We start from the raw sequence: 20,254 nt of genomic DNA, 5'->3' as shown, positions 1-20,254 counted from the left end.
GCATCTGCCTTTTGCCTAAAATGTAACGCCATACAAAAAAACCGTTCTATAAAACGAACGGTCTTCTGCTTTGTGTGTGAGTCTATAATTTGATCCATCTGTTGCTCGTCTTCCATCGGCCTTGGCATTCAACCGCTCACTAACATACAGTTCGTCCGAAACGGTGAGCATTAACGCGCTTTTGCCGCTAGAAGAACCAAACTCACTCTTCGTGAAACCCATGCCGGAAAATGCTTGCCGAGCCCATTTCTTGCTTTGCTGAATGCTGCCATCATCAAAAATAACCGTAACGCTTCCGTCGTTCATCGCACTCGTTTTGGCAAAATCCAGCTTGTTCATTTCAGTCCTGCCACCAGCCTTAGCCTCACCTGCCACCACTTGTCTTGCATTCCACTCCATTTCTTTCACGCTATTCTCGCCTTATCCCTGCAACTCTTCGGATTATAGCGAGCCTACACCGCACAGGCGACTTTCATCGCATACGGCGTGTCATCAACAAATAAAGAAGGCAAACATATACAACGGGCATGTTCAGTATATTTATTTGCACTGAACAAACACTGAACAAATCGCCTATACAGTCCCTCCTAACGAAAAATCCCCATATCGAGTGTCTTTCAGCGGCTCGGCCACTAACTGCTGCACTCGCTTTTTACATAACAAAAAGCCCTGCATCTCCGATAGAGAGACAGAGCTAGATTTGGTGCTGCCACCGTTTTTGATTTTTACAACCTTCTTTAAACCATCCTGTTTTACTTCCACTTTCGTTCCTGATTTACATAACAGACGAAACAAACTTGAGCATGTGATTGAAAAATCCAGCCTACAAAATGCTCTTCCTAAACGAAATGAGCTTCTTTCGCCGAATGATAAAAGGAGTAAAATGCTTTCTGACCATTTGCAGCATCGCCGCATTGTCTTTTTCCACAACAAACATCGCGTATCGTATCTCCTGATTCTCCAATACTTTTTTCAAGCCTTCGACGAGAACCACGCCAGCACGGCCCAGTCTGGTAAATTCCTCTCGAACAAACAGACTTTTAAAGAGAGCCATGTTGCTGGCTGCCCGCTTGACCATCAGCCAACCGATTATCTCTCCTTTGTATTGGAGAGCGACACTAAGTTGATGGTCAATGTCGTAGCCTTCCTGCCAAGGGGAGAATTTCTCCGGATACCACCGATTACACCCTTCTTGAATGGAAACCAGCTTTTCTTCAGTCAGTTCCGCCCAACTGAATGTACGAAAATGCAGGGGAGCACGTATCGTATTCATCCATTTGGCAGATTTCAATTCCTCCATGTCTGCGATATACACGGTAGATAAAACTTGCCCGCTATCCCAGCCATCCTCCGGCTGCAAAAACTCCCTGGCAGCATTCTCTGATTCCTGTACAACGATGTCATAAGTGAGATAATGGTAGCTTTGCTCTTTAAGCTTGCCCTCCAGAAATTGCAGCAAAATTGTCTCAAGCCCGTACCCACTGTAACTTTTCTCTACCTCTAGAGCGATAATCGAAGCCTGAGACTGTTCACGCGATATTCGAACCACCATATACGCAATGGGTGTGGATGACTCCCGGACACCTATGCCAATGTGTTCACCTTGCGTTTGGCTTACCAGGTATACATGCTCCGGCCGCATCAATCTCCCGTACAGCTCCAAATCGTTTCTTATGTCGTCCAGGATAAATTTCATCCACGCCCTCCATTTCAAGCTGCCTCATTAAATCATAAGAAAGAGCCAGACTACTTCCAGTCTGGCCATTGGATTTTAAGGTATCAAAAAGCAATTAACGTCTACAGTGACATTTCCTACTTCTACATCTTGAGCATCTTTCAGTGTTGCTTTGAGATGACCAACTGAACCATTAGTCATCGATGCCTGAGGGTCGATGAAAGCACCTTCGCTGAAGTCAAACATCCCATCTACTTTGGTGAATGTGACACTGCCAACTTCTGTTCCGGATTGTTTTACTTTGAAGCTATCGGTTACAGGGTCATATTCATATTGTACAGCATTGGAGTTGTTTGTAACGGTGATGAGATTGCTAACATTTTTTCCAGTTCCTGAGCTGCTTGGATTATTGTTCGAGTCTCTCAATACAACCAAATCCGTGTTGTCAGACTTAACCGTATTAACTTCAACATGAAAAGAACCATTAACAATGTTTAAGCTCGAGCTATTCTTGACTATCCTTTCAGATCAAGGATTTCGTCAAGCCTACACCGTGCAAGCAACTTTCATCGCACACGGCGTACTATCAACGGTAAGGGTATGTACTATTTTACAATGGGCAATTTAAATTGTTGCATAAAACCCGATGATTTTCAATAAAATTGTGACAATTTAACTATTGAAAAAAATGGATTATCCTCGAATAGGATCTCGATAAGGAATACAACTGCATGGATTTTCAAATCGAGCCTACAGCATGCAGGCGATTTTCATTGTACGCGGCTCGGCGTTCCGCCAGCATTTTTAAAAAGATGCAAATTACAATGAGCGTAATAAATAGTAGTTCACACCAGCTAAATATCCAATAAAAACAGTGGCAGAACTTTCGAAACAAGCTATTACTACACATACGTTTTTATAAATAAAAAACAAATAGGATTGCAGAAATCACTCTTCTGCAATCCTATAAAAATCATTAGTAGACTTGAGATACTACAACGCCTATTGTAAGTTCTGTTCTAAAATCCCGTTTGGGAAATTGTGTTTAGTTAGACGCGTTAGTACCTTGATTAGTCTCACTACCATCAAAGCCAGTCAACGCCTTAGCATCTGCTGCGTCCAGCCCCGTAAAAGTGACCGCTACAGTAGAAGTAGCACCAGCAGTCTTAGAAGTAATCACGATTTTGCCATTGCCATCAACAGTTACATTAGCAACTGTATCCAATGTTACGCTTCCGGTGGTAGCGGCTTCAATTGCGGCCTTCAAAGCATCTGCATCTCCCGAACCGTCCCAAGTTGCTAAGTCCGCAGTGTAACTGGCTCCATCAACTGTAACCAGGATGAATGCCATTTTACCACTCAGATTAGTAGTGAGAACTGGAGCATCAGTAGCCGTCACAGTTGCAGCTACTGCATCAATATAGTCGATAACAACAGCTGTATTGTCAACAAATTTGACTACTTTCCCATCTATGCCTACTTCTGCAACACCAATGTGTTGACCGTGAGTAGCAGTAATGGTGCTTCCGTTAGTAACTGGTGTCCATCCAATTGTGGAATCTCCAATATTTGGAGTAGGGACAGCATTACTATCAGCAGACAATTTGTAAACAAAAGAATTGCCTGGTACACTAACTGCTGGAAGTGCCACAGATGTCTTTCCATCATTTGCCTGACCAGTAGCATCAGAGAAAACAACTCCGCTAAGCGGTTGTGCTGGAATTACGCTATTCCTGACTAACCACTCTGCGATCATACTGCACTGCGGTTTTCGTTCAGGCCTACACCGTGCGAGCGACTTTCATCGCACACGGCGTGTCATCAACTTTTAAGAAGGAACCATACTAAAAAAACCGCAAACTAACCTCACTAATCAATGAGGATGTTTGCAGTCTAAGATGTCGATTCATGATGTTAAGCAAACGTGTTAATCACTTACAATGCCCGTTGTAAGTTGCAATATCCTTCTTATCCGCTGACTGGGTTCCTTCGCTCCGGCCAGTTTTCTCCTTCTCGCCTGTGTTGCCACTACGAGTACAAACGGCAGACCATCAATGCTACTACGAACCCGCTGCCATCTTACCAGCCTCTCTGGTGCTACCCCACCTCTTCTGGCAAGACTTCAAACGTTCCACCTTGTCTATCCCTTGTTTTGCTGGCCTTAGGTCCCCACTATACAATCCGAGAAAAACAGGTTTAACAGCCTGAATTATTCCTGTCCCGTCTATGCGATCTCGCGCATATCGACTATTGCCAAACCCCTAGCGCTTGTTTACCTGGCAACAGCTATCTCGCACTGGGTCACCATGGATTCGTCCCCTGACCATAGCCAACTTTTAAAGAGCCCCGCCTTGCTTCCAGCAAGTACGACTTCACCTGACTTCACGGCAGCAATTGGTATAGGACTGCATTCCGTGCAGGAGGATTAGGCACATGAGTGTTAGGCTGTTCTCATGGATTGGACTTGCACCAATCAATTTAACAAGATAGTTAGAGAAGTTCCCCTAGCCCTCTTAAAGAGGACTAGGGGTCGTTCTCCACTTCTTTCACTCAGTTAATGAGTTTATGAAGTAACGTTTCGTGATTTTTTTAAGGAGTAGATGTGAAAGTTGCAGTTACTGGTGTAGCAGCATTTCCAGCAGCGTCAGAAACAGTGTAAGTTACTTTTACTGTGTTTCCTACAACAGCCGCCAGATGATTTCTAGCAGAAACCAAATCAGTTACAGTAGCACCATTGTCATCGCTAGAATAAGCCACATTGACATTAGCAATAGGTCCATCTACGTTATCCAAAGCAGTGGTTGGTGGTGCTACCCATACTGGGATAGTTGCAGTAGGAACATTGGCATCAGCTACAGCCGCAATTACTGGAGGAACGTTATCAGGAGCAGGTGTAATGTCAGTTGCTACTGTACCTGAAGTCTCAGCAACAATTGCATTGCGTTGATCAGATGCATCACGAACCGATTTTACGAGTTGTACTTTAACAGAAGCCCCTACATCATTCGAAGTAAGTTCTTTTACTTTAATTGTAGCTGCAGCACCAGTTACGTTAACATCAAGTACAGTGTATCCTTCAACTGTAAATGAATCGAAAGCAACGGAGCTAGCTTGCAAAGCTTCAGAGAAAGTAACCGTTACTGTATCGTATTTTCCGTTCGCATTTGTATCAGCAATTTCACGGGTTACGATTGTTGGTGCTACGTAATCTGCAACATCTGCTTTTGCTACAGTGATAGTGCTTCCGTTGGAAACGTTTTGATCGTTAGTCAGACCACCTTGTGCAATTTGGATTGCATTTGCATCCAAATCAGACAGGTCAGTTTGCCATTTGTCAGCTGGAGCAGTTACAGTAACAGTGGACTCACCAGCACCATTTACATAAGTTGCACCAGTTGCCTGTACTCCATCGATAGTAAATTTGTTAACATCGATAGCATTCAGGTTAGCACTCAGTTTAAACTGAATAGTGTTTTTGCTGATTGCTTTTACAGAGTCCGCAATGATGCTAGCACCAGTCAGATCAGCTGTAGCAATGGTAACAAGATTAGAAAGGCTGTCAGTTGGATTACCCGCAAGGTCACGTACTTGACCTACGAGAACACCAGCGAGGTTACCAGTTCCCAAACCAGCTACTGCAGTAGGGAAGTTGATTACTACACTCTTACCATCAGCACCGATGCTAATTGTCGTTCCTGCTGGCAAAGCAGATGGGTTAGTACCTGTTGCAGAAGCAAGACGATAGTTGTTAACATCAAGCACAGAACCTGTTCCAGTAGTAGCCATTTTTTCATTGAAGCTTACAAATACCTTCTTCAGATCTGCAGAGAAGGAACCATTTGGAGTTACAATTGGAGCAGCTGTGTCAGCTACAGTAAACGTTGTAGTATAAGCTGCAATTTTGTTTGGTACAAGAGCTGTATCAGTGATGGAATCAGCTTTGATGCTCAGCGTATACGTGTCACCGTTCAATGCAGCAGTGGTCAGACGGTACGTATTAGTAGTACCTTGTTGCACTGCTTGTGTTACCAGTACAGGTGCATTAGCGGAATCCTTCAAAGTGAAGTCAGAAGCATCCACACCAGTAACTGCTTCACTAAATGTTACATCTACGTGTGTGCTGTCTACAGCTTTAACTGCTGTTACAGTTGGCGGAGTTGTATCATTAGTAATTGTAGCTGTCAAAGTGCTGTTAGCAACTTTGTTTCCAAATGCATCCTGCAGTTGCTTTGTTGCATCTGTAGCATTGTTCAGATAAATGCTTACGCTACCTGCTGGAAGCGGTGTTGGGAATGTAACTGTAAGAGTTTTTCCATCCGCAGCAAGAACCGCAGTTCCTTTATAGCTTGGTTGGTTATTGATAGTGTGGAATACAGTAAAGTCTGTATTCAATACACCCGCACCAGCAAAGGAAACAGCTTTATCAAAAGTGATTTCTGCAGTTGTTTGTGTAACAGATTTCAAAGTAGCCACAGGTGCTACAGTATCAGCTACATAATTAAAGCTGACATCTGTCGTTGGTACTGCAAATCCTGCAAAGTCTTTGATTTGGTTACCTGGTGCAGTGCCAGCTGGGTTAACTTTAATTGTGTGTTGACCATTTGGCAAAACAGAACCCAGTGTGATCTCAATCGTATCAAGCGTTCCAGCTACCAAAACAGGTGCCACGCCCAGGGAGTACGTATTGTTATCAACTGAGAAAGCTGCATTTGCAAGAGTTCCTGCAGTTACAGGCTCAGAGAATTTGATCTGAACTTTAGTTGGTCCAGTCAATTTTGCAGATACTACGGATGGAAGAGTTGTATCCAAGAAGGAAATAGACTTGGATGTTTCAGCTACTTTAGCGCCAGTAGCAGATTTAACCTCTTTTACAACCAAAGTACCGTTATCTTGGTTTGTAGCAGCAGTAGTCAGTGTCAAAGTTACAGATTTTTTATCTGCAGACAACACTGGTGTTCCACCCAAGACACCTGTACCAGTTGTAGTGAAAGTGTAATTTGCCAAAGTTGTTGCAGAATCTGCATCCAGTTCTTTGTCAAATGTAACAACAACTTGTTTCAAGTTGATAGCCGTTACAGACTCAACTTTAACTTCACCTGTGTCAACAGGATCTACTTTAGAACGAGCATCTTCAGTACCAGAAATAGTACCATCGTTGTTCACTACGCTGTAGAGGTCAGAGAAGTCGCTTTGTTTCAAAGGATCAGCCATAGCTACTTTAGTACCCAGGTCGATCATTTCTTTGATGGTAGCACCTTGACCTTTGACGTTTACGTAAACGAGGTTTTGGAAACCAGCAGTTTTCAGCTCGTTTTTGTAAGTAGCGCGAGCATCTTTGGTCATGTTGAGCAGAGTGTTATTGGAGTAGAATTTCTTTACATTTCCGCCGATATACAGACCAGTTTTAGGTGCGGCAAATGCGGAAGCAGCCATGCTAGCTACTACAGCGGTCGCGAGGACAGAAAGAACAACTTTTTTATTCACGTACTACCCCTCCGTATTTTTGATAGGAAGTTCTCTGTATATAGGGTATGTAGAGCATAGAGGGGATTAGCCCCCTCTATGCCCAGCAAAAATCCCTACATGATTGTTAGAGGTAATCTTATTCAGCTTCTACAAATTTTACAGTTGCTGTGTCGGATTCACCTTTTTCGTTTTTAACTACCAGTTTGCTGGAAGTTACTTTCTCGTCAGTAGAGTAATCAAGAATTTTCACTTGATTGTCTTTGATTTCGAGAACATATTCATCAGTAGCAACTTTGTTACCGTTGATGTAGAATTCAACTGTTTTGATGTCGCCAGCTTTTACATCTTTGTTGAGGTCAGCAACTACTTGATAACCGTTCATGCCAGCACCGATGGAAACGAATTTACCAGTTACAGTGGAAGGAAGAGCATCCCACTCATCGCCACCTGGTGTGCCTGGATCGTAACCCTCAAGTCCTTGAGCCAGGAACTTGTTGATAGCATCTTCTTTGATGTCGTTCTTATCTGCCCAATCTTCGCTACCTACGATCAGGACATAGTCATAACGATCGCCATCGATGTCTTTGCTATCCATCAGAACGATGTAGTCGCCTTCTTCTACGCCATCTTCACCTTCGAAGTCATCGTAAGTGTCGATGAATGCAGTGGAAGCTTTAGTGTACAGTTTTTGTGTGGTTTCTTTACCATCTTTGTCTTTGAATTCGTAAGTGATGGTGTTGCCATCTACTTTGTCAACGCGAGCAACTGTCATTTTCGCGATGTTAGCAGTGGACCAGTCATCTGGATCCATCAAAGTAGCGGAGTTTTTCTCAGTGTTGCTGATAGCTTTGTTGTTTACTACTTCAACAACATCTTCAACAATCACTTCATCATCGGAGTTCAGTTGGAACGCGATGAAATCACCACGAACGATGCCTGCATCTTGCAGTTCTTCACGATCATCGTTGAGTTTGAATTCTTTAGAAATAACGTTGCCGCTCTCTGCATCTTTAGTCAGAACTTTGATGGTATCTTGTTTGTTGGAAGTGTTATAGTCTTGAACAACACCATAGATAGTGTCGCCTTCAAAACCTTCACCTTCAACTACGAAGATTGCTTCTACTTCATCTTTCTCTTCATCGATGGAGTAGTAAACTTTCAGATCGCTTTCATCCGCAACGTCTTTGAACTTCGCAACACCAGCGTTTTTCAGTTCAGCGCGTTTTCCGGAATCATCCAGTTTACCAGTCATTTTGAAGATAGCAGTTTTGTCAGTTACTTCGTAGTCGCCAACAACATCGTCTTTTTCATCCGCCAGTTTATCCCAAGCAGTTCCGGAAGAAGGAATCAGTTTGGAATTGAGCAGCTTAACTTTGTCAACTTCACCTTTGGAATCGAAAGATACTTCCAGCAATGCGATGGAGTCATCTTTGCTTGGTTGGAAAATAGCTTCGATGTCGTCACCGTTTTTGCCATCTTTGTTGAAGCTCTTGCCATCTTTATCGTAGATGTCTTTCTTCTCCAAAGAGATGGACTTAGCTTTACCTTTTTGAGTCATAACAGTAAAGTCATAAGTGTCTTTGGAAGAGTTGTATACAGCACCTTTTGTGATGATAGCTTTTTGTTTGCGATCGTCGATTGGATCTTTTGTTTCAACGTGACGAACGCGGCCGGAAGCATCCAGGACCAATTTCACTGTTTCGCTATCCAGGTTGCTGATCAGATCCCAGTTGGAATCGTCGAGTTTCTTAACGTCTTTGTTACCGTTGTCGGAGTAAGTAGCTCCTTTGTAGATACGGTAAGTTTTGTCTCCAACAGTCAGACGGTAGTCAGTAGTGCTGCGGCTAACTACTTTGTCAACTTTACCTTCTACTACTTGGCGGTTAGCGAATACCAACAGTTTGTCATCATCGCCATCCGCATAGTAAACGGAGTATACGTCTCCTTCTTTCAGGTCGCTCAATTTAGCTGGTTTGCCATCGAGGAATACCAAGAAGTCTTTACCTTCTTCTTTGTCATCCAGCTCGTTGTATTTACCAGTATCGAGGTTGGTGATTTTCTTTTTCTCAACATCGATTTTACCGATAACTTCAGAACCGTATTTCACTTTGGAATTTTGGTCCATTTGAGTGTCATCGATTACGTGCATGTAAGAAATTTCGTTGTTGTCATCCAATACAACTTTCACACCGAAAGAATCGTTAGCAGCGATGATGTCTTTCAGAGCATCAACTGGATCGTTGTAACGAGTGAAGTTGTAAGTGATTTTTGTGTTTTTGTTTACGCGGTAAGTTTTGCCACTAGCATCCAGTTCGATTTTCAGATCGGACAGGGAAGAAGTGCTCAGGTCTTTACCGTCGGAAATGGATTTGCCTTTCAGGATGAAGTCGCTCAGACGATCCAATACTACTTCTTCGTCTTCGGAACCTTCCATCCAAACGATTACGTTTTCACGGTCTTCTTTGATCCACACTTGTACGCGTTGACCATCGAAATCGTTAGGGTTGATGCCATCAGCTACTTTGTAAGTAGTGTTGCCCAGACCAGCATCTTTACCGTTCAAAGTAACTTCGTTAGCTTTCAATTTGCCCAGACCGATAGCTGGTACGTTAGTCACGAGTGGCAGATCTTCGGAATCACGATCTTTCTTGTGAGCCCACTCCATGTCAACAACGTTAACTTTCAGGTATTTCGTCAGGAGAGTTTTGTCAGTTACTTCGTAACGAATGTCCGTTCCGAATTCAACTTGCTCCATCAGGTCTACGCGAAGAGCGTTGTCGAGCATTTTGAAGATGTCGCCGCGAGTTGCTGCATTGTTAGGAGTAGTGATGCTCTTAGCAATGTTCAGCTCGGAAGCTTTGGAGATCATGTTGTTAGGCCATCCGCTGGAGTTAACAGCTGGACCATATCCCAGAGCGCGAACGATCATAGTTACTGCTTCAGCGTAAGTAACTTGGTTTTGTGGTTTGAAAGTTTTGTCCGGGAAACCTTTTACGATTTCTTCACCGGATGCTACGTTTACGAAACCAGCGAACCAGTCAGTAGAACGAACGTCTGTGTAAGTAGTGTTGAACTGTGCCAGTTTCGCACCTTGCTCCAGTCCGCGAGCGCGAACGATCAGAGTAGCGAACTCTGCACGAGTGATAGTTTTGTCTACACCGTATTCGCCGTTGCCATAACCTGCTACCAGGCCAAGAGCTTCCAAGCGCTTAACGGTTTTTTCCATAGCTGCATCCATTTTTGGAGCTGCTGTAGTAGTTGCATCTTCTGCTGCGAAAGCCATTGGAGCAACGGAAAGTGCGAGTGCACTAGCCAATACACTGTTAACGACCTTTTTCATAACCTTGTGTTCTCCTCCTCTAGTATAAACAAATTGTTCTTGGGGAATATTTGTTGTCAATCTATCTTTCTTTTTAAAGCCCGAATCCTGCAAGCGCGTGTCACCTCCTTTCGCAGGTCAGCTTCGCTTTTTTGCGTTAAAAATCTCTAGTATATTCAGTATTGTGTAAAATGCAACAATCACTAGTGTAACATAACTGCTAGTATTCGTGAATCTTTTTTACACAATTCCCCGTATTTCGTGTGACATCCTATTAAACGCCTGAGCTAATCAAAAGTTGCGGCGCCTTCGAAAAAAATTTAAAGATTTTTTCGTGGGTTCTTATTCACCTGTCAATTATGTACGAAGTGACATCCGCCACAATTCGTATTATAGGGTACGCAGGGCGGACTGTCACGACTGAACCTTTTTCCAATTCCATTCAAAACCTTACAAATCTTTCTTCCCTAACTCAACTTAGTTTCCAAGCGCTGTTTCAAAGTTCACAACCGCCAGATTGTAGTTGAGAATTGCCTTTTGGTACTGGTTCTCACGATCGGACAATTCTTCTTCTGCCTGAATCACTTCGAGCGTGGTTGCAAGTCCATTTTCAAAGCGCAGATTCGTCAAACGATAGCTTTCAGCAGCGGAATCCTTCGCTTTTTTCTGGAATTCAATAGCCTGCTTGGCTGCGTTCAGGTTCAGATAGGCTTGAGCAACTTCCTTGGAAATCGTGCGTTTTTGCTCTTCGATCGCCAATTTTGCCTTTTCCACGTTATTGCGAGCTTGTCGGCCTGGCAATGTGGAAAGCGCGGAATATTCCTCGATCAGCTTCACATTCAGCTCTGCAAGCTTCAGCTCTTCCTGAACTCTTGTCATTTCAATCCGTTTGGAGAGTGCTTGTTTTTGCGCTTCTTCCATTGTCAATGTAATCGGAGCTGTCTGTTTATTTGCAGCTACAATCTTCCACTTTTTCTGCAAATCGACCCCAAGGAAATCATTCAAATCCATACGTGCTACTTCCACGCTGTTTGCGGCACTTGTCAAAGCTGCCTGTGCCCCAGACAAGCCCATTTCTGCCTGCAAAACATCTGTTTTTGCTTTGGTTCCGACATCAAAAGCAGCCTTGGCAACTTTCAGTTGAGTTTCGGCGCGGGACAGACTTTGTTTTTTCAAGTCGTAGTCATCCTGAGCAAAAATCATGTTGTAATAAGCTTGTTGCGCACCCAGCTTAATTTTGCTTTCTGTAGCTGTTACCGCAAGGGCATTCAGCTTCTTGTTCATTTCACCTTGGGCATTTCCGACGTGTTTCGCTTTAGCAAGCTCAAGCGATTCGATCATCTCGGCTGGCATATCTGCAGATGTTTTATAAGAAAGCGACTCGTTAATATCTGCATTTTTGGCATCCAGGCGAGCGTTGTTCAAAGTAACATTTGTTTGCAGCGCTTGCTGTACTGCTTTTTCCAAAGTCAACTCTTCTTCGGCCGTTGCAGGTGCAGTTGTGGTTCCTGTTTCCGCCGCTACTTTGTCAGTGGAAGCCTGAGCAGCCACAGGTGCTTGTGTCGCCGCATTTGTTGCTGTATTCGCAGACGCTGTCAAAGCCCCTGCTCCCAGTGTCGTTGTGAGTACAGCTGCCAAACTGATGCTCATCCATTTTTTGCTTGAGTATGGAAAATTCACGTAATTCCACTCCTTTATTTTGTATTGATCATAAAATTTTTCATCACTTGAAATATTACAGTTTGTCCCAAGATCACTATATCACAGAGTAATGTTTCGTACACGAAAAATTAGTGTCGTACCAGCATTTTCATAAGGGATTATACGCACTCTACCATGTATAGATCATCCCTTTCTGATTTAGTCCTTCATTTCCACATAGATTACTACGATTATGTGTCAAAAACATTTCAGGATTCGCCAACATTATTTTGACATGATATCCTTTTCTTGAGGTGATTGTACGATGTTAACGGAATACAAAACTGTCGCTGGTTATGGAGAGGACTATATCGTCATCGAGCGCTCCCGCTTCATCGGCTATGCGCAAAGGGTTACAACGGAAGAAGAAGCCGTTGCCTTTATCGCCATGATCAAAAAGAAACACTGGGATGCGACGCATAACTGCTCGGCTTTTGTCATCGGCGAAAACGATCAAATTCAACGTTCGAGCGATGACGGCGAACCGAGCGGTACCGCGGGCAAACCGATCCTGGAATGCATCAAGAAAAATGGCGTAAAGGACACGGCTGTGGTCGTCACTCGTTACTTCGGCGGAATCAAGCTGGGAGCTGGCGGATTGGTTCGGGCTTATACAGCAGGAACCGTCACTGCTTTGAAGGCCGCCAAAATCGTCATCCATACTTTGCACCAAACGATCTCTGTGAGCGTGGACTATACGTGGTGGGGAAAAGTCGAAAACGAACTGCGCGTTGGCGAGTATCGGGTGAGTGGTACTGACTTTACAGACAAAGTTACCGCGCATGTCCTCATACCTGAAGGTGAGCAAGATGCGTTTGTGGCTCGCTTTACCGATTTGACGAATGGACAGGCTCAAATTTCTTTGGGTGAAAAAGAGTATGTCGAGGTTCCTGTAGAAGCTGTGGGAGATGAGCAGGGAGAAGCCTGATTTTATTGAGGGAGATAACAAAGAAAAGCTGAAGGGGCAGACGCCGTCTTCAGCTTTTCTTCTATTATATATGCGTAAGTTTGGAACTACTGCTTAGGCAGTTTTTTGAGTTGGACCATCACACGAACAGTGATAACGGCCATCTCGGCACGAGTCAGGTTATTTGTAGGTTTGAAACTGTAAGTTGGCTTTTTCACATTGGCTTCATTCGGCTCGCCGTTCATCAACTTGGCTTTGTTCACAACGAGAACAGAAGGTGCTGCGTAGTAACCAATATCTTTTGCATCTGTAAACAATTTGTTCAGAGCAACTTTGGAAGCATCAAGCGTTCCTACTTTCAAGTTCAAAGCACGTGCAATCATGATAGCAGCCTCTTCGCGAGTCAGTGAGTCATCTGGTCGGAAGTAGCCTGGCTGCTTTCCACGAATAATACCTGCTCTCGCAGCAGTCTCGATGTACTTGTACTGATAATCCCATGTATCACGATTTGGACGTACATCCGAGAATGTCGGCTCAGATGGATCACGTTCATTGCTATCGCGATAAGGACCAGCATTGATTGGCAAAGCCAGAGCTTTTACAAGCATCGTTGCAAACTCACCACGAGTCATGTCCCGATTTGCTCCGAAGCTGCTGCCGCTGTATGCCGGCATGATTCCTTTTGCATACAGTGTTTCGATGGCATCTCGGGCAAAGTCATGGCTCACTACGTCATCATAGGACTCTCTAGTTTTCATGACCATGTAGAAACCAAATCCGGCAAATGGCACTTGTACTGTTTTGGAGCCAGTATTCACAACTCCACCGATGTTTTTCCATTCATTCCCGTTATGGTAGTAAATCGTGAGGATGTTGTTTGCTGCATTTACGATAGAAGAATCGTACTTAATCGTAAGCGTTCCTCTGCGGCTTGGAACCAAATTGTCTTGCCAACGGCTCTTGAAATCTTCCGCATCGCCTTCGTCATAATAAGGATCTCGACCGAATGGCGCTTCCGTATCCCCTGCGTCTACATAGTAGAGTGGGCTTGCGTAGTTGAAGTTGGATTCAAGTACGAGCCTATCTTCCATGTTGTCATCAGCAATGTTTACTTGGCCGGTAGTACGGTCGGCAATACCGAAGTACAGCGGGATATCAACGAAGATATCTCCATTCGGGTTCTTGACCTCTTGACCTGCTCGTCCATCATCTGGCGACAAGAGAACAGTACCTGCCGGGAACTTCAATTCAAACTGCTTTTCAAACACGCTGAATGCTACTTTCTTGCCTAACACATCGCGATACTCAGCACCGTTTACAGACGAGTTTGCGTTGTAAATCTTGATCTCGTCATTGTACGTACTGTCTCCCACCACTACGGAAAACTTCACCGTATTCAGACCCTTTTTCAGCGGGACAGTGGATGTAAATACATAGTATGTCTCTGGAATGGTTTTTCCTTGTTCATCATCGTAGTAGAAGTCAGGGTTTGTTGTATTCGTTACTTTCGCTTCTGTTTTGCCAAACAATACTTTGTTTGCATTCTCAGCGAAGACTTTTACAACAGCGCTGTTGCTGTTTACAATGATGTACTGGTCTGTTTCTTTTGCCTTGACTGGGGAAAGAACTTCCCAGCTGGAATATTTTTGCTCGATATTGATGTCATAACGGATCACAGTACCGTTGTCATCTTCTGCGACGATCGTGTAAACTGTCGTTCCGCCTTTTTTCAGGGTCAGCGGGAAGAGTGCCAGTTTCTTTTCCTGTTCTTTTGCATCCGTCACCGCATCCTGAACTTCCTCAACCAAATCCCCGTACTTCTTCGAGCTCATTTTTCCTTCGAACTTGGAGCGAGAAAGTGAATCGATATTGTGGTCATCGAACAAATCTCTCAAATCATTATTCAGGGCAGCTTCCAAGCGAGTATTTACATACTCTTGGTTCGTCGCATCTTGATCCCAGTCTCCGCTCTTGTAGCGGAAGTCGTTGATACGTTTACCGTTTTTCTCGATGTAAACATGCGTAGCGTCGTTAACGGTAAAGCTCAAGTTGCTCAAGAAGTTTGCTCCCGTACGGTAAGACGGATCAGCAGCTTTCTTCGTCAATTCTTCTGTATCACCGTTGGAGATAATCTCCAGCTTCACATCCTCAATAGATGGTGTCTTGGATGTGTTATAAGAAACATTGTAAGTAAACACGGTTTTAGGGTCGTCCGTCAAAGTAATTTTCAAGACGTTGTTCCCTTTTTTGTAAGGCAATTGATCTTTAAGGATCGAAAACGTTCCCTTATTCGTATTCACGTCAGAAATAGTAACGGGAGTGCCATTCAGAGTGGCTTCAATATTCGCGGATTTCAACACATAATTGTATACTTTTCCATCCAAGTTCCGGATATCATTTTCACTTTTCACTTGATATCCATCTTCAAAGCTTCGAACTTGTCCAGATGCGTCAACATAAGTCAGTTGTGCATACGGTGTAATTCGAATATCAAGTGTATAGGCCGTTGACGTCGGTGTACCTCCCGTATAGTCAATGGTCAACTTCCCAATACCTTGTGGAAGCTTTTTCAAGGTAAGTGTAAATTGATTAGAACCTGTTGTAATCACATAGTCTTCGCTCGCTGTTAATGTTTGATTGTTATACTTGATTGTAATGTTGCCAGTAATATTTTGCGTCTCTACCTTCAATTCCAAAGGCGAGGACACAATGGTGTTTGCTGCTGTTTGGGACAGGACTTGACCATTCGCCAGGTTTGTTACTCGTTCAAAGCTTGGTTTTGTGCTGTCCAGATATTTAAACTCATACTCGTAGTTTGCAATCCCGATATAGCCCGACGGGGATGTAACCGAACCGCTGGAGTCTTTGGACAAATACTGATAGCTCAGTGCAACTTTATAAGTTTTCCCGTCCTGGAATGCTCCTGCTGGTACATTAAGGTTAATCGCATATTCTGTAAATCCGCTTTGTGGATTGCCGATAGGAGTGAACGTTACTCCTTCAGCTGTTTTGTATTCTGTTTTATTTGTTCCTTCGTAAATCGTCACCTTAAATTCCTGGAACAACTGCTGTCCTGCAATGTCCACGTACTTCAACAATGCCGAACCATTCAAGTTCATCGCAGTAGATGTAGAAGCTCCTTTAAGCACCGCCTGCTGATTTGGCTGCAATGCCACTCCACCCAAGCTTACCTTGTAAAATTGATCGGAGCTTCCTGCTGAAGTAGTCGTGACGAGCAATTTCCGCACAAACGTTCCTACTTCTTTGTTTTGGTTAAACACGCGAATTTCCAATGTGTTTTCACCAATCTGCGATGGGATGCTCAGTCCAAATGAACCTGTTCGGTTGACCTGAGTCTTTACTACGTCTCCTGTGCGAACGTTTTTCACTTCAACAGTATCAGCATTGAGCGCTTTCCCGTCCATGTTCAGGTTCAGACGATTTAAAGATGGTACCGTGATATAAGTTGGGTTGCTTGTAACATTCGGATCGTTCAGCACCGTATCGTTAACTCTCAAGTCACTCACGAGCGGTGTATTGTTGTATTGCACGAAAAATTGATAGTGCTCTTTCGTAACATTGCCTACTTTTTCGTAAAAAGAAATCTGATTCAGCCCTGGCTTCAGGCCGATATTGCTGAATGTAAATGTACTGCCGCTAACAGATGGTGCTGTATTGCTCAAATCTTGAATGGTCTGCCCATTGTTGGTTAAAATTTTCAAGCGCAGGCTGCTGCCTGTCACACCGCTTCCAAACGTACCTACGATATTAATCGTAGAATCACCGTAAACAACCGGATTGTAGGCGGTTGTTCCGCCAGAGAAGTTCGTGATCGTGATCGGACTGTTCAGCGAGTTGTACTCGTAATAAATAACATCTCGCTCGCCTGTATTGGAAGCAAACAGTTGAACTGCGTTTAGACCAGGGGACAAATCAAAATCTGGCAGTGTTCCTGCGCCCCCATATACAGTTCGAACTGTAGTGCCGTTTACTTGTACTTCAACAGCCTGTGTTTTATCAACGGTCGCTGCAACCCCGTATGTGTATTTCAGACCAGATACGGTTCGGTTCGTTACTTTTAATGGATCACTAGCATACTTACCTTGACCAGAACTGTTATCAATCTTCAGGGGCCCTGTTCCAGATGCAGCTGGATTGGGGGCATACTGGATGTAAAACTCAGCTGTATCATTCGTTGGATCTGTCGTTACTTTAGGTCTAACTGTAACCCTTGTAACTGCTCCACTGCTGTTTAGATTAAAATCTGGCAAGGTGATGATGTCGTTAGCAAACACTGTATTATTGATGAGCGGAACCCCATCTACCGTGATGTCAACACCTTGCCCATTTTTGGAGGTATCCTTATAGGCCAGTTGGATTCCATATACCAGTTTTGAAATCGTCTTGAAAGGCGCAGCATATGTTTGCCCATTACCACTGCCTGATGCGCTATATGCTGCCGGCACAACAACACCCGTCGTCGTATTCCAATTAGAACCCAGTGCCGCAGACGCAGGCAATGCCGGCAACACTCCCGTAACAACAAGCATCATCGTCAAGCACATTACCAGCCAGCGACGAAATTGTTGAATTGGCTTATTCATTTTTTCACCTCTCCATTTTATTCATAATCTAATATTTGTCCCATTCTCTGTTGAAGTTGAGATGGGCTCGGACCTTCCCCTTTCCTTTATCGGCTAATTTCCTCCCTCAGTTAAGTGCTTCCCCCTAAAAATTGGCGAAAAAAGACCACTGCATAAACCATGCAGTGGTTCCGTTTAACTCATATCCTAATTCGTCCGTCTCTCCTGCTCCGTCTGCTTGATCTTCAACCGTCTGTACGCATTGATCAGCGGACGGTGGCGGCGGCTGACGAGGCCGACGATTTCCGTTCCCAGGTGGATGGCAATCAGGAGTACGACCATGACGATGATGGTCGTCCACTTCGTCGTCTTGGTGAGTAGGATCGCCATCGTACCGAAGAAGATGCTGATCGAGTAGATGGTGAGCACGGTTGAGCGGTGGGACAGGCCCATGTTCAACAAACAGTGATGCAAGTGTCCTTTGTCCGGACTGGAAATCGGCTTTTTGTTGACGATTCGGCGCACGATAGCGAAGAACGTGTCCCAAAGCGGAACGCCGAGCACGACGATCGGGATGATGAAGGAAACGAAGAGCGCTTCCTTAAAGCCCATAATCGACAGCGCGGCCAGGTTAAAACCGAGGAATAGCGAGCCGGTGTCGCCCATGAACAGGCGGGCCGGGTGAAAGTTGAAGTAAAGAAATCCAAGAATAGCTCCGAGAAGCACGAAACAGTAGGCAGAAACTTTGTAATCGCCCATCAGAAGAGCCATGACGCCCATCGTCGCTGCTGCAATTGCCGATACGCCGGCAGACAGACCGTCCAGGCCGTCAATCAGATTGACCGCATTTGTCACACCGACGATCCAGAACATGGTGATCGGAACAGCCAGCCAGAAAAGCCAGCCACTGCTAAAGTCGATACTGCCCGAGTAGGGCAGGTTGACGACTCCGATCTTGAGACCGAACGGAATGACGACGATTGCGGTTGCCACCAGTTGACCGAGCAGCTTCCATTTTGGCGAGAGCTGGTACTTGTCGTCCAGCATGCCTACGGTCATGACGATCGTGCTTCCAATGAATATTCCAAGCATTTCCGACATGCTGGAGTAGGGCACGAACAAGAAAAAGGCGACGAGATAACCCAGGTAAATAGCAAGTCCACCCATGCGCGGCATGATTCGCGTATGTACCTTGCGCTGGTTGGGAGCATCTACTGCCCCGACCTTTTCAGCCAATTTCTTTACATACGGTGTTGCAATAAACGATATGATCAGCGAAGTCAGAAATCCGAGGATTAATGTAGACATCGACTGTTCTCCTCTCTACGGATGCATCTAGGAACGGCTACTCCATTTTTCTTTTAATACGGTCAAAACAAACCGGGGAATAGCCAGCTGACGCTTCCAGCGAGAAGGCTGCGAAGCTAGTCGGTAAAACCATTCCAAATGCAATTTTTGCCAAATTTCTGGCGCTCGTTTTACTTTTCCGGAGATGACATCAAAGCTGCCGCCTACCCCCATCATCATCGAGGCATTCAGCCGATCGCGATATTTTACCATCCACTCGTCCTGCCGTGGCGCGCCGAGCGCAACAAACAGCAACTCCGGCTTGGCTTCTGCGATCTCCTGTACAATCTTTTCCTCGTCCTCTGCCCGGAAAAATCCGTCCCGATACCCAACGAGGCGTGCGTTCGGGTAGCGAGCAGCCAGCTTTTCCGCAGCCAGACTGATGACATCCGGCTTGGCTCCCAGCAGGTAGACGCCCCACTGGTGCTTGTTCGCTTCCGTCATCAATGCTTCCAGCAGCTCCACGCCCGTAACGCGCTCACGAATGGGTTGATTCGTCCATTTCGCAGCGTAGACGATCCCGATTCCATCCGGAACGACATAGGCTTGTTCCACAATCGACTGAAACGCGCGATTTTCCCGCGCCAACATGACGATCTCGGGATTGGCGGTTACGACATGGGTCTTTTGGCCGTTTTCAATACGCTCTGCGATATATGTGACTGTCTCGTGGAAACCACGAGTTGAAAATGGCACACCTAATATGGTTGCGACCTGTTTGGCCAATGTTTTCACCTTCATTATATAAGTTGCCCACTAGCCATTTTACCCGAAAAGAAAAGCACATTCAAGATGATCATGAATGTGCTTTATTTCCTGCAGTCAGCGCAAACATCAATTCGCCTTCTGCGACTACTTTCCCATTAACGATCGCTTTTCCGTATCCTTTGCCTACCGTACCGCGCACGCGTGTAAGCTCAACGTCGAGTGTCAGCGTGTCGCCAGGCTTCACCTGATCTTTGAAACGAAACCCGTCAATCCCGGCAAAAAGTCCGATTTTGCCTTGATGTTCTTCCATGCTGAGCATCGCTACAGCCCCAACTTGCGCCAGTGCTTCCACAATCAGGACGCCAGGCATGACTGGATAACCAGGGAAATGTCCTTGGAAAAACGGCTCGTTGACAGTGACGTTTTTGATTCCGACTGCCCGTTTTCCTTGCTCCAGCTCTTCAATCTTGTCCACCAGCAAAAAAGGATAGCGATGAGGAATGATTTCCTGAATTTGCATGATATCAAGCGGTGCTTTGATTTCCATA

12 protein-coding genes are annotated in these 20,254 nt (G+C 44.8%); 1 reads left to right on the top strand and 11 read right to left on the bottom strand.

From position 1 onward, the window contains the following. Positions 1-15: 15 nt before the first annotated feature. From IRJ17_RS06940 to IRJ17_RS06910, 7 genes are all read right to left on the bottom strand, one after another. On the bottom strand, positions 16-408 hold the full coding sequence (locus IRJ17_RS06940) for a hypothetical protein (RefSeq protein WP_173599015.1): 393 nt from the start codon (positions 406-408) through the stop codon (positions 16-18). Between the two features lie 415 nt (positions 409-823). Further along, positions 824-1,642 carry a GNAT family N-acetyltransferase gene (locus IRJ17_RS06935; RefSeq protein ID WP_242775236.1) on the bottom strand — a complete coding sequence of 273 codons (819 nt, stop codon included), beginning with the start codon at positions 1,640-1,642 and terminating at the stop codon, positions 824-826. A gap of 129 nt (positions 1,643-1,771) precedes the next feature. Continuing rightward, complete coding sequence (locus IRJ17_RS06930; protein WP_141254115.1) at positions 1,772-2,101, bottom strand: hypothetical protein; 330 nt, start codon at positions 2,099-2,101, stop codon at positions 1,772-1,774. 619 nt (positions 2,102-2,720) lie between these two features. After that, positions 2,721-3,431 carry a hypothetical protein gene (locus IRJ17_RS06925; RefSeq protein ID WP_217022123.1) on the bottom strand — a complete coding sequence of 237 codons (711 nt, stop codon included), beginning with the start codon at positions 3,429-3,431 and terminating at the stop codon, positions 2,721-2,723. 833 nt (positions 3,432-4,264) lie between these two features. Next, positions 4,265-7,159: a beta strand repeat-containing protein gene (locus IRJ17_RS06920; RefSeq protein WP_242773954.1), complete on the bottom strand. Its 2,895-nt coding sequence runs from the start codon at positions 7,157-7,159 to the stop codon at positions 4,265-4,267. Positions 7,160-7,277: 118 nt separating this feature from the next. Continuing rightward, the gene (locus tag IRJ17_RS06915) at positions 7,278-10,481 is read right to left on the bottom strand and encodes an S-layer homology domain-containing protein (RefSeq protein ID WP_217022165.1); all 3,204 of its coding nucleotides are present in this window, start codon (positions 10,479-10,481) and stop codon (positions 7,278-7,280) included. Between the two features lie 456 nt (positions 10,482-10,937). Then, entirely contained in the window at positions 10,938-12,140 is a 1,203-nt protein-coding gene (locus IRJ17_RS06910) for a TolC family protein (RefSeq protein WP_217022121.1), read from the bottom strand. Positions 12,141-12,426: 286 nt separating this feature from the next. On the opposite strand from IRJ17_RS06910, the gene IRJ17_RS06905 reads away from it, so the two are divergent. Next, the gene (locus IRJ17_RS06905; protein ID WP_122962614.1) at positions 12,427-13,089 is read left to right on the top strand and encodes a YigZ family protein; all 663 of its coding nucleotides are present in this window, start codon (positions 12,427-12,429) and stop codon (positions 13,087-13,089) included. Between the two features lie 86 nt (positions 13,090-13,175). On the opposite strand, the gene IRJ17_RS06900 is transcribed toward IRJ17_RS06905, so the two are convergent. From IRJ17_RS06900 to fabZ, 4 genes are all read right to left on the bottom strand, one after another. Beyond that, positions 13,176-17,672 carry an S-layer homology domain-containing protein gene (locus tag IRJ17_RS06900; protein WP_122962613.1) on the bottom strand — a complete coding sequence of 1,499 codons (4,497 nt, stop codon included), beginning with the start codon at positions 17,670-17,672 and terminating at the stop codon, positions 13,176-13,178. Positions 17,673-17,858: 186 nt separating this feature from the next. Next, positions 17,859-18,959 carry a glycosyltransferase family 4 protein gene (locus tag IRJ17_RS06895; RefSeq protein ID WP_063229025.1) on the bottom strand — a complete coding sequence of 367 codons (1,101 nt, stop codon included), beginning with the start codon at positions 18,957-18,959 and terminating at the stop codon, positions 17,859-17,861. Positions 18,960-18,986: 27 nt separating this feature from the next. Next, positions 18,987-19,739, bottom strand: a complete 753-nt coding sequence (locus IRJ17_RS06890) for a WecB/TagA/CpsF family glycosyltransferase (protein ID WP_122962612.1) — start codon at positions 19,737-19,739, stop codon at positions 18,987-18,989. A gap of 55 nt (positions 19,740-19,794) precedes the next feature. Continuing rightward, a complete protein-coding gene (gene fabZ, locus IRJ17_RS06885) occupies positions 19,795-20,253 on the bottom strand; it encodes a 3-hydroxyacyl-ACP dehydratase FabZ (protein WP_063229023.1) in 459 nt (152 codons plus the stop codon). Position 20,254: the final 1 nt, after the last annotated feature.

Source organism: Brevibacillus parabrevis, assembly GCF_022701015.1.
In the GTDB taxonomy this organism is placed as follows: Bacteria; Bacillota; Bacilli; order Brevibacillales; family Brevibacillaceae; genus Brevibacillus; species Brevibacillus parabrevis.
Note: the sequence above shows the minus strand (reverse complement) of the source record. Positions and strands in the feature narration are given on the sequence as shown.